This window comes from Streptomyces sp. NPDC048258, assembly GCF_043201995.1.
In the GTDB taxonomy this organism is placed as follows: Bacteria; Actinomycetota; Actinomycetes; order Streptomycetales; family Streptomycetaceae; genus Streptomyces.
Genome location: NZ_JBICZH010000001.1, coordinates 282,267 through 304,688, shown reverse-complemented (window position 1 = coordinate 304,688; position 22,422 = coordinate 282,267). Strand labels below are relative to the sequence as shown.

The window sequence follows — 22,422 nt, the reverse complement described above, 5'->3', positions numbered from 1 at the left end:
GCGGGCACCGTCACCATCGAAGGAGATGACCGCGTGCCAGGCACGAATCTCACCCGTGAAGAGGCTCAGCAGCGGGCGAAGCTGCTGACCGTCGACTCCTACGAGATCGAACTCGATCTCAGCGGCGCGCAGGAGGGCGGCACGTACCCGTCCGTGACCACCGTGCGCTTCCAGTCGGCCGAGGCCGGGGCCGAGACCTTCATCGACCTGGTCGCCCCGGCCGTGCACGAGGTCGTCCTGAACGGCAAGGCGCTGGACGTCGCGGCCGTCTTCCGGGACTCCCGCATCGCGCTGGCGGGCCTCGCGGCCGGGGCGAACGAGCTCCGGGTCGTCGCCGACTGCGCCTACACCAACACCGGCGAGGGCCTGCACCGCTTCGTCGACCCGGTCGACCAGCAGGCGTACCTGTACACCCAGTTCGAGGTGCCTGACGCGCGGCGGGTCTTCGCCAGCTTCGAGCAGCCCGACCTGAAGGCCACGTTCCGGTTCACCGTGACGGCCCCCGAGGGCTGGACGGTCATCTCGAACTCGCCGACGCCGGAGCCCAAGGACCGGGTGTGGGCCTTCGAGCCGACCCCGCGCATCTCCTCGTACATCACCGCGCTGATCGTCGGCCCGTACCACGCCGTGCACAGCTCCTACGAGGGCAAGGACGGGCAGTCCGTGCCGCTCGGCATCTACTGCCGCCCCTCGCTGGCCGAGTTCCTCGACGCCGACGCGATCTTCGACGTGACCCGGCAGGGCTTCGACTGGTTCCAGGACAAGTTCGCGTACGACTACCCGTTCGCCAAGTACGACCAGCTCTTCGTCCCGGAGTTCAACGCGGGCGCCATGGAGAACGCGGGCGCGGTCACCATCCGCGACCAGTACGTCTTCCGCTCGAAGGTGACGGACGCGGCGTACGAGGTGCGCGCGGAGACCATCCTGCACGAGCTCGCCCACATGTGGTTCGGCGACCTGGTGACCATGGAGTGGTGGAACGACCTGTGGCTGAACGAGTCGTTCGCCACCTACACCTCCATCGCCTGCCAGGCCTACGCGGAGGGCTCGAAGTGGCCGCACGCGTGGACCACCTTCGCCAACTCCATGAAGACCTGGGCGTACCGGCAGGACCAGCTGCCGTCCACCCACCCGATCATGGCGGACATCCGTGACCTGGACGACGTCCTGGTCAACTTCGACGGCATCACGTACGCCAAGGGCGCCTCGGTGCTCAAGCAGCTCGTCGCCTACGTCGGCATGGACGCCTTCTTCAAGGGCGTGCAGGCGTACTTCAAGGCGCACGCGTACGGGAACACGCGCCTGTCCGACCTGCTGGGCGCCCTGGAGGAGACCTCGGGCCGCGACCTGGCCGCCTGGTCGAAGGCGTGGCTGGAGACGGCCGGCATCAACATCCTGCGGCCCGAGATCACCACCGACGACGCCGGCGTCATCAGCGCCTTCGCCATCCGCCAGGAGGCCCCGGCCCTGCCGACGGGCGCGAAGGGCGAGCCGGTCCTGCGTCCGCACCGGATCGCGGTCGGCCTGTACGAGCTCCGGGACGGCCGCCTCGTGCGCACCGACCGGATCGAGCTGGACATCGACGGCGCGCTGACGGCGGTGCCGGAGCTCGTGGGCCGCACCCGCCCGACCGTCGTGCTGCTCAACGACGACGACCTGTCGTACGCGAAGGTCCGTCTGGACGAGGCCTCCCTCGCGAACGTCACCGCGCACCTCGGCGACTTCACCGAGTCCCTGCCGCGCGCGCTGTGCTGGGCGTCGGCCTGGGACATGACGCGGGACGGCGAGCTCGCCACCCGCGACTACTTCGCGCTGGTCCTCTCGGGGATCGGCAAGGAGTCCGACATCGGCGTCGTCCAGTCGCTGCACCGTCAGGTGAAGCTGGCCATCGACCTGTACGCCGACCCGGCGTGGCGCGAGGAGGGCCTGGCGACCTGGACCGAGGCCACGCTGAAGCACCTGCGTGGGGCCGAGCCGGGCAGCGACCACCAGCTGGCGTGGGCGCGTGCCTTCGCGGCCACGGCCCGCACCGAGGGTCAGCTGACCTACCTGTCGGCGCTGCTGGACGGCGCGGCCGAGATCGAGGGCCTGGTCGTCGACACCGAGCTGCGCTGGACCTTCCTGGAGCGCCTCGCCGCCACCGGTGTCGCCGGTGAGGCGGCCATCGCGGCCGAGCTGGAGCGGGACTCCACGGCGGCGGGCGAGCGCCACGCGGCGACCGCCCGGGCCGCGCGCCCGACGGCGGAGGCCAAGGCCGAGGCGTGGGCCTCGGTGGTGGAGTCCGCCGACCTGCCGAACGCGGTGCAGGAGGCGGTGATCGGGGGCTTCGTCCAGACCGACCAGCGCGAGCTGCTGGCCCCGTACTCCGAGAAGTACTTCGCGGCGGTCAAGGCGGTCTGGGACACCCGGAGCCACGAGATCGCGCAGCAGATCGCGGTGGGTCTCTACCCGTCCCTGCTGGTCTCCGAGGAGACCCTGGCCGCGACGGACGCGTGGCTGGCCTCGGCCGAGCCGAACGCGGCCCTGCGCCGCCTGGTCTCGGAGTCCCGCGCGGGCGTCGAGCGCGCGCTGAAGGCCCAGGCTGCGGATTCCGCTGCCGCTCGGGCCTAAGGAGCCTCCCGGGCTCCGCCCGGCCCCCCGCCGGAGGGACTGCCCCTCCGGCGGGGGCGCCCGCACCCGCGGGAGCGAGGCCGTCCTCCGGGTGCGGCACCGCTGCCGGGGACCAGCCCCCGGACCCTCCCCCAGACTCCGTCCGGGGGTACCCCCAGCGCCTCAAACGCCGGCGGGGCTGAGGTTGCCAAACCCAGCCCCGCTGGCGTTTGAGGCGCGGGGTCTGGGGCGGAGCCCCAGGTCTTTGAGCCGCGCCGGCGATTGAGGCGGAGTCCGGGGAACGGCTCCGCGCAGCGGGCGGGCCCGGCTAGACCCGTTCGGCGGCGACGGCCCGCAGGGCCGTGAGGACGTGGGCCACCGCGGGCGCGGCCTCGCCGCCACGCCGGACCGCCGCGATGACGTGCCGCGTGGGCCGGTCACGGGCCAGCACCCGCACCGCCACCCCCGAGGCCCGGCTCGACACCATGCGCGGCACCAGCGCCACCCCCATCCCCGCCTCGACCATGGCCAGGATCGCGGTCCACCCGGACGCCGAGTGCGCCTGCTCCGGGACGAAGCCGGCCGCCTCGCACGCGGTACGGGCGATCTCCTGCCACGGGCCGCTGCCCCCGTAGATCCACGGGTCGCCGGACAGGTCCGCCAGCCGCAGGTCAGGCGCGGCCGCCAGCGGATGCCCCGGCGGGAGCGCCACGTCCAGCGGGTCCTCCAGGAGCGTCATCCGGGTGAACCGGGCATCGCGCGCACTCGGCGCGTGGGCCGCCAGCGACAGCGCCACGTCCACGGCTCCGGCCGACAGCAGCTCGTACGACTCCGCCGCCTCCGTCTCCCGTACCCGGATCTCCACCCCGGGGTGCGTCCGCCGCAGCGCCGCCACCGCCGGGACCACGAGCGCCGGCACGGCGGTGGAGAAGGCCCCGATCCGCACCTCCCCCGCGTCCCCGGCGAGATACCCGGCCAGCTCCGCGTCGGCCCGCTCCAGCTGCGCGAACACGGCCTCCGCGTGCCGCAGTACGAGATGCGCGGCGTCGGTGAGCCGGACCCTGCGGCCCTGGGCCTCCAGCAGCACCACCCCCAGCTGCCGGGCGAGGTTCGTCAGCTGCTGCGAAACGGCCGAGGGCGTCATGTGCAGCGCCTCGGCCGTCGCGGTCACGGTCCCCTGTTCGGCGAGGGTCCGCAGGATCCGCAGCTTCTTGATGTCCCACTCGGTCATGGGGCCGAACCTACCGCCGGGCACCCAGCCCCACACCGCCGAGGATGAGCGCCATGCAGAGCAGTTGCGCCGGGCCGGTCGCCTCGCCGATGAGCAGGAAGCCGAGTCCCGCCACGCACACCGGCTGAAGGTAGTAGACGACTCCGGCGCGGGCCGCGCCGATGATCGAGATCGCCTTGTTCCAGGCGAAGAAGGCGACGGCCGAGGAGAACACCCCGACGTACAGCAGCGGTCCGACCGTTCCGGCGGTGATCTCGAAGCCGCCCTGGACGGAGACGGAGACGGCGTAGGCCGGTGCCAGCATCAGCGCGCCGAGCACGAAGGTGGTGATCAGGAAGGCCAGGCCGCCCAGTTCGGCGGGCTTGCGCTTGAGCAGTGCGCTGTACGTGGCGAAGGAGAGGGCCGCGCCGAACATCCACAGGTCGCCGGCGCCGAAGTCGAAGCCGATCGAGCCGTCGCCGACCAGCAGCAGCACCCCGACGGCGGCGAGCAGCAGTCCGAAGGTGCGCCGGGCGCCGAGCCGTTCGCCGCCGATGCGGGCGTACAGCGCCATGATGACCGGCGAAGCGGCCATGATCATGCCCATGTTGGAGGCGGAGGTGGTCAGTCCGGCCTGGTGCACGAGGGTGTTGTAGAGGGCGACGCCGAACAGCGTGGCGAGGGCGATGAAACCGAAGTGCTCGCGGATCAGGGCCCGCTGCTGCCAGGCCTGACGGGCCGCGAAGGGGGTGACCGCGAGGGTGGCGATGATCCAGCGCCAGAAGACGGCCTGGACGGGCGGGACGCTGTCGGCCATCCCCCGGGTGGCGACGAAGCTGCCGGACCAGACGACCGTCGCGAGCAGGGCGAGGAGTACGCCGAGTCCGGCGGCTCCCGTCTTCCCCGTGGCTGCGGGCTTGCCTTGCGAAACGGTACGGACGCGGTCCATGACGGCCACTGTGTGTCTCCCCCTCGGGGTCGGGTCTGTTTGTCGTGGGACCTACCGTCGCACCCGCTCATCGCTCAGGTCTATCGAAATGTTTTGATTGATCTGTTCAGCTGAGCTGAAAGGTTGGTCCTTCCCGGCGCTACGGGCGGCAGCGAGCTGACCGGCGACGGTGGCACCGAAGGCGATCGCCATGCCCACCAGCTGCACGGGGGACAGCGCCTGCCCGAGGGCGGCCCAGCCTATGACGGCGGCGGTGAGCGGGGAGAGCGGGCCGAGCAGGGTGACCGAGGTGGCGGTGAGCTGCCCTATGCCGCGGAACCAGAGCCAGTACGCGATCCCGGTGTTGATCAGCATCATGTAGCCGTAGCCGAGGAAGGCCTGGCCGTCGAGCGCGGGCGGCGCCCCTTCGACGAGCGCGGCTACCGGGATGATGACCAGCCCGCCCGCGGTGAGCTGCCAGCCCGTCATCGCCAGCGGGCCGACGCCCTCGGGGCGGCCCCAGCGCTTGGTCATCACGGTGCCCGCGCCCATGGAGGCGGACGAGATGACGCCGGCGACGACGCCGACGAGGTCGAGCTTCGCCTCGGCGGTGAGGACGACCATGCTCACGCCGAACGCCCCTACGACGGCGGCGAGTACGGTGCGCAGGCTCGCCCGCTCTCCGAGGACGAGGGCGGCGAGTCCGATGACGAACAGCGGGCCGACGGCGCCGAGCACGGCCGCGACCCCGCCGGGCAGCCGGTACGCGGCGAGGAACAGCAGCGGGAAGAAAGCGCCGATGTTGAGCGTGCCGAGGACGGCGGACTTCCACCACCACTGGCCCTTGGGCAGGGTGCGGGCGAGGGCGGTCAGCAGCAGCCCCGCGGGCAGGGCCCGCATCACCCCGGTGAACAGGGGCCGGTCGGGCGGGAGCAGCTCGGTGGCCACGAAGTAGGTCGAGCCCCAGGAGACGGGGGCGAGGGCGGTCAGGGCGACGGTGGCGAAACGCTTCATGGTGGACGGCTCCTCGATGGGGAGGAAAGGAGGAAGAGCGGGAAGGCGGGACCGGGCGGAGGCGGCTCAGGCCGCGGCGGGCACCGGCGGGCGCGGGGCGGCGACGGCCGGCGGTTCGGCGTACACGGCCTCGGCGGGCAGGTGCCGCTCCAGCCGGAGGAGCGCGAGGGCGGCGCCGAGCGCGGTGACGGTCAGGACGGCCCAGGGCAGGCGGCCGTCGACGGCGAGCAGGGCCGTGAAGAGGGAGGGGGCCAGCGCGGTGGCCAGCGAGTAGGACAGCTGGTAGGTGGCCAGGTAGCGGCCGCGGACGGCCTCGGGGGCCGCGGAGACCGACAGGGCGCCGCCGGAGGGGCTGTGCACCAGTTCGCCGAGGGTGTAGACGACGACGATGACCAGCAGGGCGACGAGTGTGGCGGTCTGTCCGGGGCGGAGCGTCCCGAGCACGATCTGCCCGACGAAGGCGGCGGCGAAGAGCAGCGCGCCGAGGGCCGCGGAGCGGGTGCGGCGGGCGCCGGAGCGCCGGACCCGGCCCGCGATCAGGACGCCGACGCCCGCGCACAGGACGGTGTTGACGGTGAACGCGGCTCCGGTGAGGGAGTCGGGGGCCGTCAGCCAGGTGGAGAGGTAGAGCGGGAAGAGCACGGAGAGGGCGGAGTACCCCAGCGCGGTGAGGAAGTTGGCGGCGGTGAGTCCGAGGAAGGGCCGGTCCCGCAGGACCATCCGGTAGCCGGCGGGCGCCCGCCCGGTGGAACCTGCCGCGGCCTCGCGGACCGAGCCGACCGAGCGGACAGAGCGGACCCGGCTGACGAGCAGTCCGGCGAGGGCGAAGGCCAGGGAGTTGCCCCAGGCGGTGTACGCGAATCCGCCTGTGCCCCACAGCGCCAGCACACCGGACACGAGCAGGGCGCCCGCGCCCATCCCGGCGTTCTGCAGGGCCCGGGTGGAGGCCTGGAGCCGGTCGCGGGCGGCGCCGTGCGCGACCTCCCCGATCAGGGACTGCTGGACGACGGAGAAGGACCGGTCGGCGAGGGCGGTGACGAGGGCGACCGCGGCGAAGGCGGGCAGGGAGCCCGCGAAGGGATAGAGGGCGAAGCCGAGCGCCCGTATCCCGTAGAGCACCAGGTTGACCTTCTTGGCACCGAACCGGTCGACGGCCGTGCCCGCCAGCGGCATGAAGACCAGCCCGGCCACCCCCGTGACGGTCATGACCAGGCCGACCAGGGTGAAGGAGAGCCCCGTGACGTGGTGGAAGAAGACCAGCGAGAACGGGACGTACATGCCGATCCCGACCGCGCTGATCCCGATGCCGAGGAGCAGGGACCGCTCCCCCGTCACCCGTACCTCGCCGACTGCCTTCATGGTGTCCCCCCTGTGCATCGCCAAGAATCGCCACACGAATCGCTTGCTCGAAAGTAGCTTATCGCTAAGCTACTTTCCGTCAAGCTACTTTCTTGCGAACGACCGAGTGGAATCGGATACTCCAGCCATGAAGGACGAGAAGGACGCCGTCGACGCGATCACCGCCCAGTGGTACGCGGTACGCCCCGACCTGGAAACGGCCCCCATGGCCGTCTTCGGCCGCATCTACCGGATCGCCAGGGCCATGGGCGACGCGATCGAGCAGGCCTACGCCCGCTTCGGCATCTCGCGCGGGGAGTTCGACGTCGTGGCCACGCTGCGCCGCTCCGGCGCTCCGTACACGCTCTCACCGCGCCAGCTGTCGGCCACGCTCATGCTCACCACGGGCGGTATGACCGGGCGTCTGGACAAGCTGGAGAAGGCCGGGCTGCTCTGCCGCAAGCCCGACCCCCACGACCGGCGCGGGCTCCAGGTCACGATCACCGACCGGGGCCTCGCGCTCATCGACGAGGCCGTCACCGCCGGCCTGGAGGTGCAGCGCGCCGCGCTCACCGGGCTCAGCGACGAGGAGGTCAAGGTGCTCACCGGCCTGCTCCGCAAGCTGATGGCCGGGGTCTGAGGACACGGCCGGCACAGCCGACACGGCCGGAAGACACAACAAGGCGCCGAGGGTCGCCACACGACCGCATCACCTCGGTCGTGCGGACCCCCGGCGCCCGGGAAGTCCTGCGGTGCCGGCCCGGTGGGCCGGACCAGGTCAGCCTTGCTGCTTGCGCGACTTGTCGCCGACCATCACGAGACCCGCGATGACCAGGAACAGCACGATCGGCGTCACCACGTACAGGCCGATCGTCTCGCCGATGCTCAGGCCCGTGCCCGGGTCGTCGCCGTCGTCGCGGGTCACCGCCAGGGCGGGAGACGTCATCAGCAGCATCATCAGCGTCGTTCCGGCCGTGACGGCGGCGGCGCGCAGAGCGTTCTTCTTGTCCACGGTGCAAACGTAGCGAACACCCGAACGGGCCGCGCGCCCGGGGGTGCCGTACGGGGTCACCCTCTTCGCCACCCGTCCTCGGCGAGCCCCTTGCGCACCGCGCTCAGCAGGGCGTTCGCGCGCGGCGAGGCGGTCAGCTCCTCCAGGGTCAGCGGGCGCCCCGCGGCATCGGCGACCGGGAGCCGCCAATTGGGGTACTGGTCCCAGGTGCCCGGCAGGTTCTGCGGCCGCCGGTCCCCCACCGCGTCCGGCAGCCACACGCCGACCAGCCGCGCGGGCGTGCGCAGCAGGAAGGCGTACAGGGCCCGTACGGCGGCCTCCTCGCCCTTGGTGTCCAGGCCGAGGCGGTCCAGTACGGCCAGCCACTCGGCGGTGTCGGCGGCGTCCTCGGCCCGTTCCGACTCGACGGGACGGGTCAGCAGACCGAGCCGGTCGCGCAGTTCCACATGGCCGCCGGCGAGCTTGGCGGCCGTGGGCGGAAGATCGTGGGTGGTGGCGGTGGCCATGCAGTCGGCCCGCCAGTCCTGCGGGGCGAGCGGGTTCCCGCTGCCCGACCAGTCGCGCTCGAACCAGAGCACCGAGGTCCCGAGCACCCCGCGCCGGGCCAGCGCCCGGCGCACCCGGGGCTCCACCGTGCCGAGGTCCTCGCCGATGACCAGGGCCCCGGCGCGGTGGGCCTCCAGCACCAGGACCGCCAGCATGGCCTCGCCGTCGTAGCCGACGTACGTGCCCTCGCCGGGCGGGCACCCCTCCGGGATCCACCAGAGCCGGAACAGGCCCATGACGTGGTCGATCCGCAGGGCGCCCGCGTACCGGAACACCCCGCGCAGCAGGGCCCGGAAGGGGGCGAAGCCGGTGGCCGCCAGCCGGTCGGGGCGCCACGGGGGCAGCCCCCAGTCCTGGCCGCGCGCGTTGAAGGCGTCCGGCGGGGCCCCGACGGAGATGTCCCGGGCGTGGAAGGGGCCGGTACGGGCGTCCGAGCCGTCGGGATGCACCCCGACGGCCAGGTCGTGCACGATGCCGACGGCCATGCCGGCCTCACGGGCGGCCCGCTGGGCGGCGGCGAGCTGGGTGTCGGTCAGCCAGACCAGCCAGCGGTGGAAGTCCAGCCGCTGCTCGGGGTCCTCGCCGACCGCGGTCGCGCACCAGGCGGCGTGCCGGTCCAGCGGCGGGCCCTGCCCGGCGCGGAACTCACCGTAGGCGGCCTCCCGTTCGGGCGTGCGCGGGACGGCGTACAGGAGCTCCAGAGCGGCCCGCTTGAGCGCCCAGACGGCATCCCGGTCGATCAGCGCGCCCTTCTCCAGCACCTCGCGGCGCAGCTCCCCGCCCCGGGCGGCGAGTTCGGCGAGGGCCTCGCGGTCGGGGCAGCGGGCGTATTCGGGCACGTCCTCGACGCGCAGGTGGACCGGATCGGGGAAGCGGCGGGAGGAGGGCCGGTAGGGGGAGGGGTCGGTGGGGGTGCCGGGCACGGCCGCGTGCAGCGGGTTGACCTGGATGAAGCCGGCGCCGTGGGTGTGCCCGGCCCACCGCGCGAGGTCGGCGAGGTCGCCCAGGTCGCCCATGCCCCAGGAGCGCTCCGAGAGGAGGGAGTAGAGCTGGACGAGCAGCCCGTGGGCGCGCTCGGGCGCGGCGGGGGCCCGGTCAGGGGCCGCGATCAGGGTGGCTTCGGCCGTGCGGCCGTCGGGCAGGGCGGCGGTGATCCGGTGGACGCCCAGGGGCAGCCCGTCGGGCAGCGGCCCGCCGGGGCCGGTCTCCCACGCGACGGCCTCGTGGGGCGCCCCGTGGGGCGCCTCGTCCGGTACTTCCTCGGGCTCCAGCCGGATCCGGGTCCCGGCGGGCAGGGCGGCCAGCGCGTCCGGCGGCGGTTCGCCCGCCCAGTGCACCAGTACGGGCGGCAGCAGCCGGGCCGCGGCCTCGTGTTCGGCGGCCGCCAGGGCCCCCCGGACGTCCTCGGGGGTGTCGGTGACCACGCCCAGCATCCCGAGCACGGTGGCGACCGTCGCCCGCGGCACCTGGACGGTGACGTCCGCGGCGGGCTGGTAGGCGGTGGCGATGCCGTGCAGGTCCGCGAGCCGGGCCAGGTCGTCGTCCATCTACGGGCACTCCTTCGTGCATGAGGGTGAGTCAGAAGCGTGGTGCAGAAGGGTGGGACACCGCCGGGGAAACACCGCAGCTCTACCCACTCGGGGGCATCGCATTCCTGGCGTATCCCGGTCAGATCACCCACCAGGATTGACACTCCGACCGCACGGGTGGTGGGCTCGGGCTCATTCGTACGAGCGGGGGACGTCTCGGGACGAGGAGACTCGGTGCAGCTCAGGGGCAGGAAGCGGACGACGGCCGCCGCCGTCGCGGTGCTCGGCACACTGCTGGGCGGGGCCGTGGCGTCCGCGCCTCCCGGGTTCCTCGCGGCGCCGTCCGGACCGTCCGGACCGTCCGCCACGGGCGGCCCGGCCAAGGATCCGGCACCCGTCGCCGCCCCCGGGCCCGTCCTCGACCCGGGAGCCGACACCCCGCGCACCGCGGCCGAGGGCCCGGCCGTGTGGCCCCGGCCGCAGTCGATGGCCGCCGACCCGGCGCGCGAGGTGCCGCTGGGCGCGGAGGCCGTACTGGTGGCACCGTCCGACGCCGACCCCCACGCGGTCCAGACGGTCCGGGACGCCCTGCGCGCGGCGGGCGTACGGACCCTGCACGAGCGGGCCCCCGGGGCGCCGCTGCCCGGGCGGGGCACCGTCGTACGGCTCCAGGGCCGGGACGCGGAGGAGGCGCTGCGGGCGCTGGGCGCGGCCGAGGCCCGCGATCTGCCGGACGGGGGCTACCGGCTGGCCGTGGGACGGCCCGGCGGCCGGGCCACGGTCGCACTGGCCGGCGTAGGGGAGGACGGGCTGTTCCACGCGGCCCAGACGCTGCGACAGCTGCTCGCGGCCGGTGGCGGGAAGGCGCCCGGGGTGCTGGTGCGGGACTGGCCCACGGCGCCGGTACGCGGGATCGCCGAGGCCTTCTACGGGCAGCCCTGGACGCAGGAACAGCGGCTGGCGCAGCTGGACTTCATGGGACGCACCAAGCAGAACCGGCTGCTGCTCGCGCCGGGCGACGACGCGTACCGGACGACGGCCTGGCGCCAGGAGTACCCCGCGGAACGGCAGGAGGAGTTCCGGGCGCTGGCCGAACGGGCCCGAGCCAACCGGGTCGTCCTGGGCTGGGCGGTGACCCCGGGGCAGTCGATGTGCCTGTCCTCGGCGGCCGACCGGGCGGCGCTCGCGCGCAAGCTGGACGCGATGTGGGAGCTGGGCTTCCGGGCCTTCCAGGTGCAGTTCCAGGACATCAGCTACTCCGAGTGGGGCTGTTCGGCGGACCGGGAGCGGTTCGGGAAGGGCCCGGCGGCGGCCGCGAAGGCGCACGCGGAGGTCGCGGGCGAACTGGCGGCGCACCTGGCCGCACGGCATCCGGGGGCGGCCCCGCTGTCGCTGCTGCCGACGGAGTTCTACCAGGAGGGCGCCACCACCTACCGGACGGCCCTGTCCGGCGCGTTGGACCCGCGGGTGGAGGTGGCCTGGACGGGCGTGGGCGTGGTACCGCGCACCATCACCGGCAGGGAGCTGGCCGGGGCGCGCTCGGCGCTGGGCCACCCGCTGGTCACCATGGACAACTACCCGGTGAACGACTGGGATCCGGACCGGATCTTCCTCGGCCCGTACGCGGGCCGCGAGCCGGCGGTCGCGGGCGGCTCGGCGGCGCTGCTGACCAACGCGATGCCGCAGGGCACCCTGTCCCGCATCCCGGTCTTCACGGCGGCCGACTTCGCCTGGAATCCGCGCGGCTACCGGCCCGGGGAGTCCTGGGCGGCGGCAGTGCGCGAGCTGTCCGGCCCCGACCCGCGCACCCGCGAGGCGGTGGCGGCGCTGGCCGGGAACACGGCCTCGTCGGGTCTGAAGCAGCAGGAGTCCGCATACCTGGGGCCGCTGGTCGAGCAGTTCTGGAAGGCGCGGGCCGCGGGCGACCCGGCGGCCGGGACCGAGCTGCGCAAGGCGTTCACGGTCCTGCGCGAGGCCCCCGGCCGGCTCCCGGGCCTCACGGACGAGGCGGGGCCCTGGCTGGAGCGGCTGTCGCGCTACGGGGCGGCGGGCGAGCTGGCGGTCGACGCGCTGCGGGCCCAGGCCCGCGGCGACGGGGCGGCCGCCTGGCAGGCCGCGCAGGCGCTGACGCGCGCCCGGCAGGCGCTGGCCGAGCCGGGCGCGGCCACGGTGGACAAGGCCGTCCTGGAGCCCTTCCTGACGAAGGCGGCGGCGGAGGCGGACGCGTGGACCGGGGCCGGCCGGCAGACGGGCGAGGTGACCAAGGACGCGGGCGCCTGGACGGTACGGCTGGACGCACAGCATCCGGTCGCGGCGGTGACGGTGGCCACCGACCCGTTCCCGGCCGGGGTCCGGGGCGCGGCGGTGGAGGCCCACGTACCGGGCGAGGGCTGGCGCACGGTGGGCGCGGCCGCGGCGTCCGGCTGGACCCAGGTGGACACGGCGGGGCTGCGCGCCGACGCGGTACGGCTGTCCTGGGCCGGGACCGCGCCGACCGTGCACCGGGTGGTGCCCTGGCTCGGGGACGGGCCCCGGGCCCGCTTCGAACTGGCGGACGGGGGCGCGGTCGACGCCGAGATCGGCGGCGCCGCGCGGCCGGTGGTGGCGGAGCTGACCGCGCTGGGGCCGGGCGAGGTCCGGGGGCCGCTGTCCGCGCGGGCGCCGCGGGGCATCGAGGTCCGGCTGCCGGAGCGCGCCGTGGCGCCGCGCGGCGGGCGGGTGTCGATCCCGTTCGAGGTCGCGGTCGCGCGGGACGTGCCGCCGGGCACCTACCAGGTGCCGGTGGTCTTCGACGGGGAGGCGCGCACCCTGACGGTACGGGCGGTGCTCCGCACCGGCGGCCCGGACCTGCTGCGCACGGCGCGGGCGCGTTCGTCGGCGGACGAGACGCCCGCCTTCCCGGCCTCGGCGGCCGTGGACGGCTCCCCGGCCACTCGCTGGTCCTCACCGCCGGTGGACGGCGCGTGGTGGCAGGCGGAACTCCCGGCCCCGGCCCGGATCGGCCGCCTGGACCTCCACTGGCAGGAGGCCCACCCCTCGTCCTACCGCGTCGAGACCTCGCCGGACGGCCACACCTGGTACCCGGCCGCCACCGTGTCGGCCTCGGCGGGCGGCCGCGAATCCCTCCGGGTGGACGCCCCCGGAACCCGATTCCTGCGTGTCACGTGCGAGCGGCGCGCGACACGCTACGGCTGCTCCCTCTGGTCGGCGGAGGCCTACGCGGTCACCCCGTAGCCGCGGCCCGTCGTCCTGGGGCTCCGCCCCAGGACGACGGGCCGCCGGGTCAGGACGCCGCGACGCCGATCCGCTCCAGCGCGTCCTCGGCGCCGTACGGCTGGAGGTACGGCATCCACCGCGGATCCCGGTGCCCCGTCCCGATGATGCGCCAGGCCAGGCCCGACGGGGGCGCCGGCTGGTGGCGCAGGCGCCAGCCGAGTTCCAGCAGGTGCCGGTCGGCCTTGACGTGGTTGCAGCGGCGGCACGCGGCGACGACGTTGTCCCACGCGTGCTGGCCGCCCCGGCTGCGCGGGATGACGTGGTCGACGCTGGTGGCGACGGCGCCGCAGTACATGCAGCGGCCCCCGTCCCGTGCGAACAGGGCGCGCCGGGTGAGCGGAACGGGCCCCCGGTAGGGGACCCGCACGAACCGCTTGAGCCGGACCACGCTGGGCGCGGGGACGGCTCTGGTCGCGCTGTGCAGATAGGCGCCGGATTCCTCCAGGGAGACCGCTTTGTTCTCCAGGACGAGGACGAGCGCGCGGCGGAGCGGTACGACGCCGAGGGGCTCGTACGACGCATTGAGGACCAGGACGTGCGGCACGGACTGCCTCCTTGTACGCCGGCGGCGCGTGGCTCGCGCCGGGACGATCTGCTCTCCAGTCTCTCCTTATGGCTGGTCGAAGCGCCACCACGAGCCCGTAACGGGTCCGAGGTGTTTTCAACCACACCCGGGTCATCCCCAGGTGAGCCTGGTCTCTCCCTCGAACACCGACCCCCTCGACAAATACGGCGAAGGGAATGCCCCGTTAGTGTGGTTGGTCTGCCCGCACCACCGCCCCCGGACTCCGTCCGGGGGGACCCCCGGCGGGCAGACCGCTACACCTGGAGGTTTTTCGCCGTGCCCTGGCCTGCCGCCCTGCTGCCCCTGGCAACAGACACCCCGGACGCGTCCACGAAGCTCAAGGAGACGCACGAGAGCGTCACCGAGGCCGCGAGCTTCATCGAGGAGAACTGGGCCACCTGGCTCAGCATCGGTCTGCGCATCCTCCTGATCGTCGTGATCGCGGCAGCGCTGCGCTCGGTGGTCCGCAAGGCGCTGACCAAGCTGATAAACCGGATGAACACCAGCGCCGAGGCGGTCGAGGGCACCGCGCTCGGCGGGCTGCTGGTCAACGCCGAGCGGCGCCGCCAGCGTTCGGAGGCGATCGGTTCGGTACTCCGTTCGGTTGCCTCGTTCGTGATCCTCGGCACGGCCGCGCTGATGGTGCTGGCCGCGCTGAAGATCGACCTGGCCCCGCTGCTGGCGAGTGCCGGTGTGGCCGGTGTGGCGATCGGTTTCGGCGCCCGGAACCTGGTGACGGACTTCCTGTCCGGCGTGTTCATGATCATGGAGGACCAGTACGGCGTCGGCGACACGATCGACGCGGGCGTGGCCTCGGGCGAGGTCATAGAGGTCGGCCTGCGCGTGACCAAGCTGCGCGGGGACAACGGCGAGATCTGGTACGTGCGCAACGGCGAGATCAAGCGGATCGGCAACCTCAGCCAGGGCTGGGCGACCGCGGGCGTGGCCGTCCAGGTGAAGCCGTCGGAGAACCTGGCCCGGATCCGCGAGGTGGTCCAGGGGGTCGCCGACACCCTCGCGAAGGAGTCCCCTTGGGACGAGCGCCTGTGGGGTCCGGTGGAGGTGCTGGGCCTGGACGAGGTGCTGCTCGCCTCGATGACGGTGAAGGTGTCGGCGAAGACGATGCCGGGCCAGCAGTTCGCGGTGGAGCGGGAGCTGCGCTGGCGGATCAAGGAAGCCTTCGACGCGGCGGGCATCCGGATCATCGGCGGCATGCCGGCCGCGGAGGAGGACGAGGAGGCGCCGGACCCCTCGGCCGCCGTCGCCGCGCCGTCCGCGCTGGCGAACCCGGCTTCCCCGCAGTCGCTGGCCACCACCCCGATCCCGCAGCCGGCCGGCCCGCGGATCACCAAGTAACCCGGAAGTCGTCGCCGCTGCCCCGCAGGTCATTCGTGAATGACCTGCGGGGCAGCGGCATTGACACGGCCCGAACGGTGATAGGAAACTTACCTAACAGTTCACCTCGGTGAGGGAGAGAGCACACCATGCCCGCCGCCACGCCCGGAACGCCCAGCCTCTTGCGCGCCATGAACGACCGGGCCGCACTGGAGCTGCTGCTGACGCACGGCCCGCTGTCCCGGACCAGGATCGGGCACCTGACCGGGCTGTCCAAGCCCACCGCCTCCCAGCTCCTGGCCCGCCTGGAGGCCGCCGGGCTCGTCGTGGCCACCGGCACCGACGGCGGCCGCCCCGGCCCCAGCGCCCAGCTGTACGCGGTCAACCCCCGGGCCGCGTACGTCGGCGGCATCGACGTCACCCCGGGCCGCGTGCTGGCGGCCGTCGCCGATCTGACCGGCACGGTGACCGGCACGCACGAGGTCCCGTACACCGAGGGCAAGGGCGCCGTCGAGCAGGTCGCCGAAGCCCTCGGCGGCGCCGTCAAGGCCGCCGGGCTGCACCTCTCCGACCTGCACCGGGCGGTCATCGCCACCCCGGGCGCCTTCGACCCGCAGAGCGGCCGGCTGCGGTACGCCAGCCACCTCCCCGGGTGGCACTCCCCCACCCTCCTCGACGAGCTGGCGGCCGCCCTGCCGATGCCGGTCGAGTACGAGAACGACGTCAACCTCGCCGCCGTCGCCGAGCAGCGCCTCGGCGCGGCGCGCGGCCACGAGGACTTCGTCCTGCTGTGGAACGAGGAGGGCCTCGGCGCCGCCCTGGTGCTCGGCGGCCGGCTGCACCGCGGCTGGACCGGCGGCGCGGGCGAGGTGGGCTTCCTGCCCGTGCCGGGCCATCCCCTCGTCCGCCAGGTCACCCGGGCCAACACCGGCGGCTACCAGGAGCTGGCCGGCGTACAGGTGGTTCCCGGGCTCGCCGCGGAACAGGGCGTCGAGATCCCGCCGCTCCCCGCCTCCGAGGGCCCGCACAGCGCGGAGGTGGCCGCCGCCGTCGCGCTGCTCGTGCAGGCCGCGGCCACGCCCGAGGGGGCGCACCTGCGCTTCCTCCAGTCGTACGCCACCCTGCTGGCCACCGGCCTCGCCTCGCTCGTCGCCGTGCTGGACCCGGAGATCGTCGTGCTGTCCGGGGCCGTGATCGCCGCCGGCGGCGACCCGCTGCGCGGCCTGCTGGAGGCCGAGCTCGCCGAACTGGCCCCGTCCCGGCCCCGGCTGGTCTCCGGCGAGGTGCCCGAACGGCCGGTGCTGCGCGGTGCGCTGGAGAGCGCGCTGGCCGCCACCCGCGACGAGGTGTTCGACACCTCCCGCTGAACCGCCCGCCCGCCCCGCGCCCCGACCCCGGACCCCCCACACCCCGCACAGGCACCCCCACAGGAAGTTCCTCCCTCAGAGAGCGAGCCCCGCCATGCCCAGAACCGGACGCCTGACCGCCACCGCCACCCTCCTCGCCGCGATATCCGTCCTCGCCACCGCCTGTACCGGCCAGAGCGGCGCCGAGGCCGCCGACGACCCCGACAAGGACGTCACCCTCAACTTCTGGCACGGCTGGTCCGCGCCGGGCGAGACCAAGGCGATCGAGGAGAACATCGCCCGGTTCGAGAAGGCGCACCCGAACATCAAGGTCCAGGTCACGGGCAACATGACCGACGACAAGATCAACCAGGCGCTGCGCGCGGGCGGCGACAAGGCTCCCGACGCGGTCGCCTCCTTCACCACCGACAGCGTCGGCAAGTTCTGCAACTCCCGCGCCTTCGCCGATCTGAACCCCTTCCTCCGGAAGTCCGGGGTGGACAAGGCGAAGGTCTTCCCCAAGACCCTGCTGGAATACACCCAGTTCAAGGGCAACCAGTGCACGCTGCCGCTGCTGAACGACGCCTACGGCCTCGTCTACAACAAGACCGCCTTCGCGGCCGCCGGCATCACCGAGCCCCCCAGGACGTGGAGCCAGTTCACCGAGGTCGCGCAGAAGCTGACCAAACCCAAGGGCGATTCGTACGAGCAGGTCGGCCTCATGCCCACCTACCACGGCTACGAGACCACCCCCATGCGGCTGGCCGCGCAGTGGAGCCCCACCTACTTCGGCGCCGACGGCAGGTCCAACCTCGCCAAGGACCCGGCCTTCGCGAAGATGCTGACCGCGCAGAAGGACCTGGTCGACAAGCTCGGCGGCTACGAGAAGCTGGAGCGGTTCCGCAACACCTTCGGTGACGAGTGGAGTGCCGAACACCCCTTCCACACCGGCCAGGTGGCCATGCAGATCGACGGCGAGTGGCGGGCCTCGATGGCGAAGGAGGCCGGTGTCCCCTTCGAGATCGGCACCGCGCCGCTGCCCGTCCCCGACGACCAGGCCGCCGACTACGGCAAGGGCTACCTCTCCGGCACGATCATGGGCATCGCCTCGGGCAGCAAGAAGCAGAACGCCGCCTGGGAGCTGGTGAAGTACATGACGACCGACACCGAGGCGGTGGTGGCCTTCGCCAACGCCATCCACAACGTGCCGTCCACGCTGGCGGCGCTGGAGTCCCCGAGCCTCCAGGTGTCCCCGGAGTTCATGACCTTCCTCGACATCGCCCGGCACCCCAAGTCCAGCACCACCCCGGCCCGGGCCGACGGCGGCACCTACCAGCTGACCTTCGAGGACTTCGCGTACGGGGTCGAGAAGGGCGATGTCACCGACATCCCGGCCGGGCTCGCCAGGACCGACCAGCAGATCGACACGGACATCGCGAAGGCCGAGTAGCCTCCGATGCCCTCGACGACCACCCACACCCTGCGGACGAAGCACCTGCGGTCCGCACTGCGGACCGCAGCCTTCATGTCCCCCTGGCTGATCGGGTTCGCGGTCTTCTTCGCCTACCCGCTGCTGTCCACCGTGTACTTCTCCTTCACCCGGTACGACGGCTTCCGGCAGCCCGCCCTCAACGGCCTGGACAACTGGACCTACGTCTTCACGGACTACCCGCTGTTCTGGCCGGCGATGCGCAACACCCTGTGGCTCGTCGTGGTGATGGTCAGCTGCCGGGTCGTCTTCGGCCTCGGCACCGGCCTGCTCATCACGAAGATCAAGACGGGCGCCGGGATCTTCCGGACCCTCTTCTACCTGCCCTACCTGGCCCCGCCGGTCGCCGCGACCCTCGCCTTCGTCTTCCTGCTCAACCCCGGCACCGGACCCGTCAACAGCCTGCTGGACGCGGTGGGGCTGCCCACCCCCGGCTGGTTCACCGACGCCGCCTGGTCCAAGCCCGCGCTGACCGCCCTCGCGCTGTGGGGGGTGGGCGACCTGATGGTCATCTTCATGGCCGCGCTGCTCGACGTACCGAAGGAGCAGTACGAGGCAGCGGAGCTGGACGGGGCCGGGGCCTGGGCGCGGTTCCGGCACATCACCCTGCCGAACATCTCGCCGATCATCCTGTTCGCGGTGGTCACCGGGGTCATCCAGGCCATGCAGTACTACACCCAGCCGCTGGTGGCCGGGAAGGTGGCGGCCGGGGTGATCGGCGGCTCGGGCCAGCAGTTCGAGCCCGGCTACCCCGACAAGTCGACCCTGACCCTGCCCCAGCTCGTCTACAACCTCGGCTTCCAGCGCTTCGACTACGGCACCGCCTGCGTCGTGGCACTGGTCCTGTTCGCCCTCTCCATGGCCTTCACCGCGCTCCTGATGCGCCGCCGTGGCGGACTGATCGGAGCGGGCGGTTGAGCACGACCACGAGCACCCGCGGCGGCAAGCCCGTACTGCACTGGATCGCCGTGCACTCCCTGGGCGTGGCGGCCGCCCTGTTCTTCGTCCTCCCCTTCGTGTTCCTGCTGCTCACCTCCCTGATGGGCGACCGGCAGGCGCTGACCAGCGACCTGTGGCCGGACACCTGGGAGTGGGACAACTACGCCCAGGTGTGGAACACACCGGGCTTCCTGACCTGGTGGCGCAACACGCTGTTGTACGCCGGGCTCGGCACCCTGTTGACCGTGGTGTCCTCCGTGCCCGTCGCGTACGCGCTCGCCAAGTTCCGCTTCCGCGGGCAGCGGCTCTCCCTGCTGCTGGTGATCGCGATGATGATGCTGCCGCCGCAGGTGGTGGTCATCCCCATGTACCTGTTCTGGGCCAAGCAGCTCGACCTGTCGGGCACCCTGTGGCCGCTGATCATCCCGATGGCGTTCGGCGACGCCTTCACCATCTTCCTGCTCCGCCAGTTCCTGCTGACCATCCCAGGCGAGTACCTGGACGCGGCCCGCGTGGACGGCTGCGGCGAGGTGCGCACCCTGCTGCGGGTCGTACTGCCGATGGCGAAGCCCGGGATGGCCGCCGCCGCGCTGTTCCAGTTCTTCTGCGCCTGGAACGACTACTTCGGCCCGCAGATCTACGCCTCCGACAACCCGGCCGCCTGGACCCTCAGTTACGGACTGGAGTCCTTCAAGGGGGCGCACCACACCAACTGGAACCTGACCATGGCCGCGACCGTACTGGTCATGGCGCCCGTGATCGTCCTCTTCTTCTTCGCCCAGAAGGCGTTCGTCGAGGGAGTCACCCTCACCGGAGTGAAAGGCTAGCGACGGATGAAACTCGCAGTGGTGGGTGGCGGTTCCACCTACACCCCCGAGCTGATCGACGGCTTCGCGCGGCTGCGCGACACCCTGCCGATCGGCGAACTGGTGCTGATCGACCCCGCGGCCGAGCGGCTGGAGCTGATCGGCGGCCTGGCCCGGCGGATCTTCGCCCGGCAGGGGCACCCGGGCCTGATCACCACCACCTCCGACCTCGACGCGGGGGTCGACGGCGCGGACGCCGTCCTGCTCCAGCTGCGCGTCGGCGGGCAGGCGGCCCGGCTCCAGGACGAGACCTGGCCGCTGGAGTGCGGCTGCGTCGGGCAGGAGACCACCGGCGCGGGCGGGCTCGCCAAGGCGCTGCGCACCGTCCCGGTGGTCCTCGACATCGCCGAGCGGGTCCGGCGGGCCAACCCCGACGCGTGGATCATCGACTTCACCAACCCGGTCGGCATCGTCACCCGCGCCCTGCTCCGGGCCGGGCACAAGGCGGTCGGCCTGTGCAACGTCGCCATCGGCTTCCAGCGGAAGTTCGCGGCCCTGCTGGACCTCGCGCCGGCCGACATCCACCTGGACCACGTGGGCCTCAACCACCTCACCTGGGAGCGGGGCGTGCGACGCGGCGGCCCGGACGGCGAGGACCTGCTGCCGCGGCTGCTCGCCGAGCACGGCGAGGCCATCGCCGGGGACATCCGGCTGCCGCGCGCCGTGCTGGACCGGCTGGGCGTCGTACCGTCGTACTACCTGCGGTACTTCTACGCGCACGACGAGGTCGTACGGGAGCTCGCGACCAAGCCCTCGCGGGCCGCCGAGGTCGCCGCGATGGAGCGGGAGCTGCTCGCCCTGTACGCGGACCCGGCGCTGGACGAGAAGCCGGCACTGCTGGCCCGGCGGGGCGGCGCCTTCTACTCGGAGGCGGCCGTGGACCTGGCGGCCTCGCTGCTGGGCGACGGCGGACCGGCCGTCCAGGTGGTCAACACGCTCAACAACGGGACGCTGCCGTTCCTCGCGGACGACGCCGTCATCGAGGTCCAGGCCCGCGTCGACGCCTCCGGTCCGGTGCCGCTGGCCGTGCCGCGGCTGGACCCGCTCCACGCCGGGCTGATCTCGCACGTGACGGCGTACGAGGACCTCGCGCTGGACGCGGCGCTGCGCGGCGGCCGCGACCGGGTCTTCCGGGCGCTGCTGGCGCATCCGCTGGTCGGCCGGTTCGACCTCGCGGAGGGGCTGACGGACCGGCTGCTCGCGCACAACAAGGAGCACCTGCCGTGGGCGTGAAGCTCCGTTCCGTGCTGGCCGTCGACGCGGGCAACAGCAAGACGGACGTGTCACTGGTCGCCCCGGACGGCTCGGTGATGTGCACCGGGCGGGCCGGGGGTTTCCAGCCCTTCCGCACGGGCGTGGCCGCGGCCGTCGACGTGATCGCGGAGGCGATGGCCTCCGTCGGCATGTACGTCGGGGAAGAGGCCGGGCCCTGTGTCGATCACGTGTCGGCCTGTCTGGCGAACGCCGATTTCCCGGTGGAGGAGTGGACGCTGGCCCGCGAGATCGAGCGCCGGGGCTGGGGCCGCACGACGGCGGTGCACAACGACACGTTCGCCCTGCTGCGGGCCGGGCTGCCCTCGGGCGCCGGGCCGCGCGGTGTGGCGGTGGTGTGCGGGGCGGGCATCAACTGCGTGGGGATGACGGCGGACGGGCGGACCGCCCGCTTCCCTTCGATCGGCCGGATCTCCGGCGACTGGGGTGGCGGGGGCGGACTGGCCGAGGAGGCCCTGTGGTTCGCGGCCCGCGCCGAGGACGGCCGGGGCGAGGCGACGGAGCTGGCCCGGGCCCTGCCCGCACACTTCGGCCTCGACTCGATGTACGCGCTGATCGAGGCCCTGCATCTGGACCGCATCCCGGGCGGGCGGCGGCACGAGCTGACTCCGGTGCTGTTCGCGGTGGCGGCCGCCGGGGACCCGGTGGCGCTGTCCCTGGTGCACCGGCAGGCGGAGGAGATCGCGACCATGGCGACGGTGGCCCTGGGCCGCCTGGACCTGCTGTCCGAGGAGGTGCCGGTGGTGCTGGGGGGCAGCGTGCTGACGGCCCGGCATCCGCAGCTCAACGGGCGGATCGAGGAGCTCCTGGCCGAACGGGCCCCGCGCGCCCGGGTGTCGGTGGTGACGGCCCCGCCGGTGCTGGGTGCCGCGCTGCTGGGCCTGGACGCGCTCGGCTCCCCGCCCTCGGCCGGCGCGAAACTCCGTGCCCATTTCGGGTGAACCGGCCCCGGGGGGCGGCATCTCTGGAACCGTGGAGGTCGTAGGGACGTATTGACGGTGAAGGGGTGGCGGGGGCGGCCGCAGGGGGCGGCTCACCCGAGATCCAGCACCGGGTGCTGTGGTCGACCGTCGCTACGGCCATACTGCTGCGGAGCAGGGACAGGACCGAGGGGGAGGTCACGGTGGCCATCACATCACGCGCGCCCGCGCCGGGGGGCGGTCTCGCC

Annotated in this window: 17 protein-coding genes; 10 read left to right on the top strand and 7 right to left on the bottom strand. The window is 73.2% G+C overall.

What is annotated here, in order from left to right; genetic code table 11:
* Window positions 1-33: 33 nt before the first annotated feature.
* Entirely contained in the window at window positions 34-2,610 is a 2,577-nt protein-coding gene (gene pepN, locus ACGFYQ_RS01470) for an aminopeptidase N (RefSeq protein WP_393738737.1), read from the top strand.
* A gap of 307 nt (window positions 2,611-2,917) precedes the next feature.
* Here the strand turns inward: pepN and ACGFYQ_RS01465 are convergent, their stop codons facing one another.
* From ACGFYQ_RS01465 to ACGFYQ_RS01450, 4 genes are all read right to left on the bottom strand, one after another.
* Window positions 2,918-3,820 carry a LysR family transcriptional regulator gene (locus tag ACGFYQ_RS01465; protein ID WP_393738734.1) on the bottom strand — a complete coding sequence of 301 codons (903 nt, stop codon included), beginning with the start codon at window positions 3,818-3,820 and terminating at the stop codon, window positions 2,918-2,920.
* A gap of 10 nt (window positions 3,821-3,830) precedes the next feature.
* Window positions 3,831-4,757 (bottom strand): DMT family transporter, encoded by a 927-nt coding sequence (locus ACGFYQ_RS01460; RefSeq protein ID WP_393738732.1) that lies wholly within the window; start codon window positions 4,755-4,757, stop codon window positions 3,831-3,833.
* Between the two features lie 42 nt (window positions 4,758-4,799).
* The gene (locus ACGFYQ_RS01455; protein WP_393738730.1) at window positions 4,800-5,741 is read right to left on the bottom strand and encodes an EamA family transporter; all 942 of its coding nucleotides are present in this window, start codon (window positions 5,739-5,741) and stop codon (window positions 4,800-4,802) included.
* Window positions 5,742-5,807: 66 nt separating this feature from the next.
* Window positions 5,808-7,100, bottom strand: coding sequence for an MFS transporter (locus ACGFYQ_RS01450; protein ID WP_393738728.1), 1,293 nt, complete (start codon window positions 7,098-7,100; stop codon window positions 5,808-5,810).
* Between the two features lie 127 nt (window positions 7,101-7,227).
* Between ACGFYQ_RS01450 and ACGFYQ_RS01445 the strand changes: the two genes are divergently transcribed.
* A complete protein-coding gene (locus ACGFYQ_RS01445) occupies window positions 7,228-7,719 on the top strand; it encodes a MarR family winged helix-turn-helix transcriptional regulator (RefSeq protein ID WP_393738726.1) in 492 nt (163 codons plus the stop codon).
* Window positions 7,720-7,857: 138 nt separating this feature from the next.
* Here ACGFYQ_RS01445 and ACGFYQ_RS01440 read toward each other — a convergent pair whose 3' ends face one another.
* Window positions 7,858-8,091 carry a hypothetical protein gene (locus tag ACGFYQ_RS01440; RefSeq protein WP_393738724.1) on the bottom strand — a complete coding sequence of 78 codons (234 nt, stop codon included), beginning with the start codon at window positions 8,089-8,091 and terminating at the stop codon, window positions 7,858-7,860.
* A 56-nt stretch (window positions 8,092-8,147) separates the two neighbouring features.
* On the bottom strand, window positions 8,148-10,184 hold the full coding sequence (locus ACGFYQ_RS01435; RefSeq protein WP_393738722.1) for a 4-alpha-glucanotransferase: 2,037 nt from the start codon (window positions 10,182-10,184) through the stop codon (window positions 8,148-8,150).
* 216 nt (window positions 10,185-10,400) lie between these two features.
* Between ACGFYQ_RS01435 and ACGFYQ_RS01430 the strand changes: the two genes are divergently transcribed.
* Window positions 10,401-13,400: a beta-N-acetylglucosaminidase domain-containing protein gene (locus tag ACGFYQ_RS01430; protein ID WP_393738720.1), complete on the top strand. Its 3,000-nt coding sequence runs from the start codon at window positions 10,401-10,403 to the stop codon at window positions 13,398-13,400.
* Window positions 13,401-13,449: 49 nt separating this feature from the next.
* Here ACGFYQ_RS01430 and ACGFYQ_RS01425 read toward each other — a convergent pair whose 3' ends face one another.
* A complete protein-coding gene (locus tag ACGFYQ_RS01425; protein ID WP_030710765.1) occupies window positions 13,450-13,986 on the bottom strand; it encodes an HNH endonuclease in 537 nt (178 codons plus the stop codon).
* 297 nt (window positions 13,987-14,283) lie between these two features.
* Between ACGFYQ_RS01425 and ACGFYQ_RS01420 the strand changes: the two genes are divergently transcribed.
* From ACGFYQ_RS01420 to ACGFYQ_RS01390, 7 genes are all read left to right on the top strand, one after another.
* Window positions 14,284-15,363 (top strand): mechanosensitive ion channel family protein, encoded by a 1,080-nt coding sequence (locus ACGFYQ_RS01420; RefSeq protein ID WP_393738718.1) that lies wholly within the window; start codon window positions 14,284-14,286, stop codon window positions 15,361-15,363.
* A 128-nt stretch (window positions 15,364-15,491) separates the two neighbouring features.
* Window positions 15,492-16,709, top strand: coding sequence for an ROK family protein (locus ACGFYQ_RS01415; RefSeq protein ID WP_393738716.1), 1,218 nt, complete (start codon window positions 15,492-15,494; stop codon window positions 16,707-16,709).
* Between the two features lie 94 nt (window positions 16,710-16,803).
* A complete protein-coding gene (locus ACGFYQ_RS01410; protein WP_393738714.1) occupies window positions 16,804-18,138 on the top strand; it encodes an ABC transporter substrate-binding protein in 1,335 nt (444 codons plus the stop codon).
* 6 nt (window positions 18,139-18,144) lie between these two features.
* Window positions 18,145-19,095, top strand: coding sequence for a carbohydrate ABC transporter permease (locus ACGFYQ_RS01405; RefSeq protein WP_393738712.1), 951 nt, complete (start codon window positions 18,145-18,147; stop codon window positions 19,093-19,095).
* A complete protein-coding gene (locus ACGFYQ_RS01400) occupies window positions 19,092-19,943 on the top strand; it encodes a carbohydrate ABC transporter permease (RefSeq protein ID WP_393738710.1) in 852 nt (283 codons plus the stop codon). The genes ACGFYQ_RS01405 and ACGFYQ_RS01400 overlap by 4 nt, the downstream gene beginning before the upstream one ends.
* A gap of 6 nt (window positions 19,944-19,949) precedes the next feature.
* Window positions 19,950-21,215: a 6-phospho-beta-glucosidase gene (locus ACGFYQ_RS01395; protein WP_393738708.1), complete on the top strand. Its 1,266-nt coding sequence runs from the start codon at window positions 19,950-19,952 to the stop codon at window positions 21,213-21,215.
* Window positions 21,206-22,195 carry an N-acetylglucosamine kinase gene (locus ACGFYQ_RS01390; protein ID WP_393738706.1) on the top strand — a complete coding sequence of 330 codons (990 nt, stop codon included), beginning with the start codon at window positions 21,206-21,208 and terminating at the stop codon, window positions 22,193-22,195. The genes ACGFYQ_RS01395 and ACGFYQ_RS01390 overlap by 10 nt, the downstream gene beginning before the upstream one ends.
* The last annotated feature ends 227 nt before the right edge of the window (window positions 22,196-22,422 follow it).

Excerpts from the sequence above, each read along its gene's own strand:
- ACGFYQ_RS01450 (WP_393738728.1), bottom strand. The coding sequence starts at position 7,100 with ATGAAGGCAGTCGGCGAGGTACGGGTGACGGGGGAGCGGTCCCTGCTC.
- ACGFYQ_RS01465 (WP_393738734.1), bottom strand. The coding sequence starts at position 3,820 with ATGACCGAGTGGGACATCAAGAAGCTGCGGATCCTGCGGACCCTCGCC.
- ACGFYQ_RS01445 (WP_393738726.1), top strand. The coding sequence starts at position 7,228 with ATGAAGGACGAGAAGGACGCCGTCGACGCGATCACCGCCCAGTGGTAC.
- ACGFYQ_RS01455 (WP_393738730.1), bottom strand. The coding sequence starts at position 5,741 with ATGAAGCGTTTCGCCACCGTCGCCCTGACCGCCCTCGCCCCCGTCTCC.
- ACGFYQ_RS01405 (WP_393738712.1), top strand. The coding sequence starts at position 18,145 with ATGCCCTCGACGACCACCCACACCCTGCGGACGAAGCACCTGCGGTCC.
- ACGFYQ_RS01410 (WP_393738714.1), top strand. The coding sequence starts at position 16,804 with ATGCCCAGAACCGGACGCCTGACCGCCACCGCCACCCTCCTCGCCGCG.
- ACGFYQ_RS01435 (WP_393738722.1), bottom strand. The coding sequence starts at position 10,184 with ATGGACGACGACCTGGCCCGGCTCGCGGACCTGCACGGCATCGCCACC.
- ACGFYQ_RS01395 (WP_393738708.1), top strand. The coding sequence starts at position 19,950 with ATGAAACTCGCAGTGGTGGGTGGCGGTTCCACCTACACCCCCGAGCTG.
- ACGFYQ_RS01415 (WP_393738716.1), top strand. The coding sequence starts at position 15,492 with ATGCCCGCCGCCACGCCCGGAACGCCCAGCCTCTTGCGCGCCATGAAC.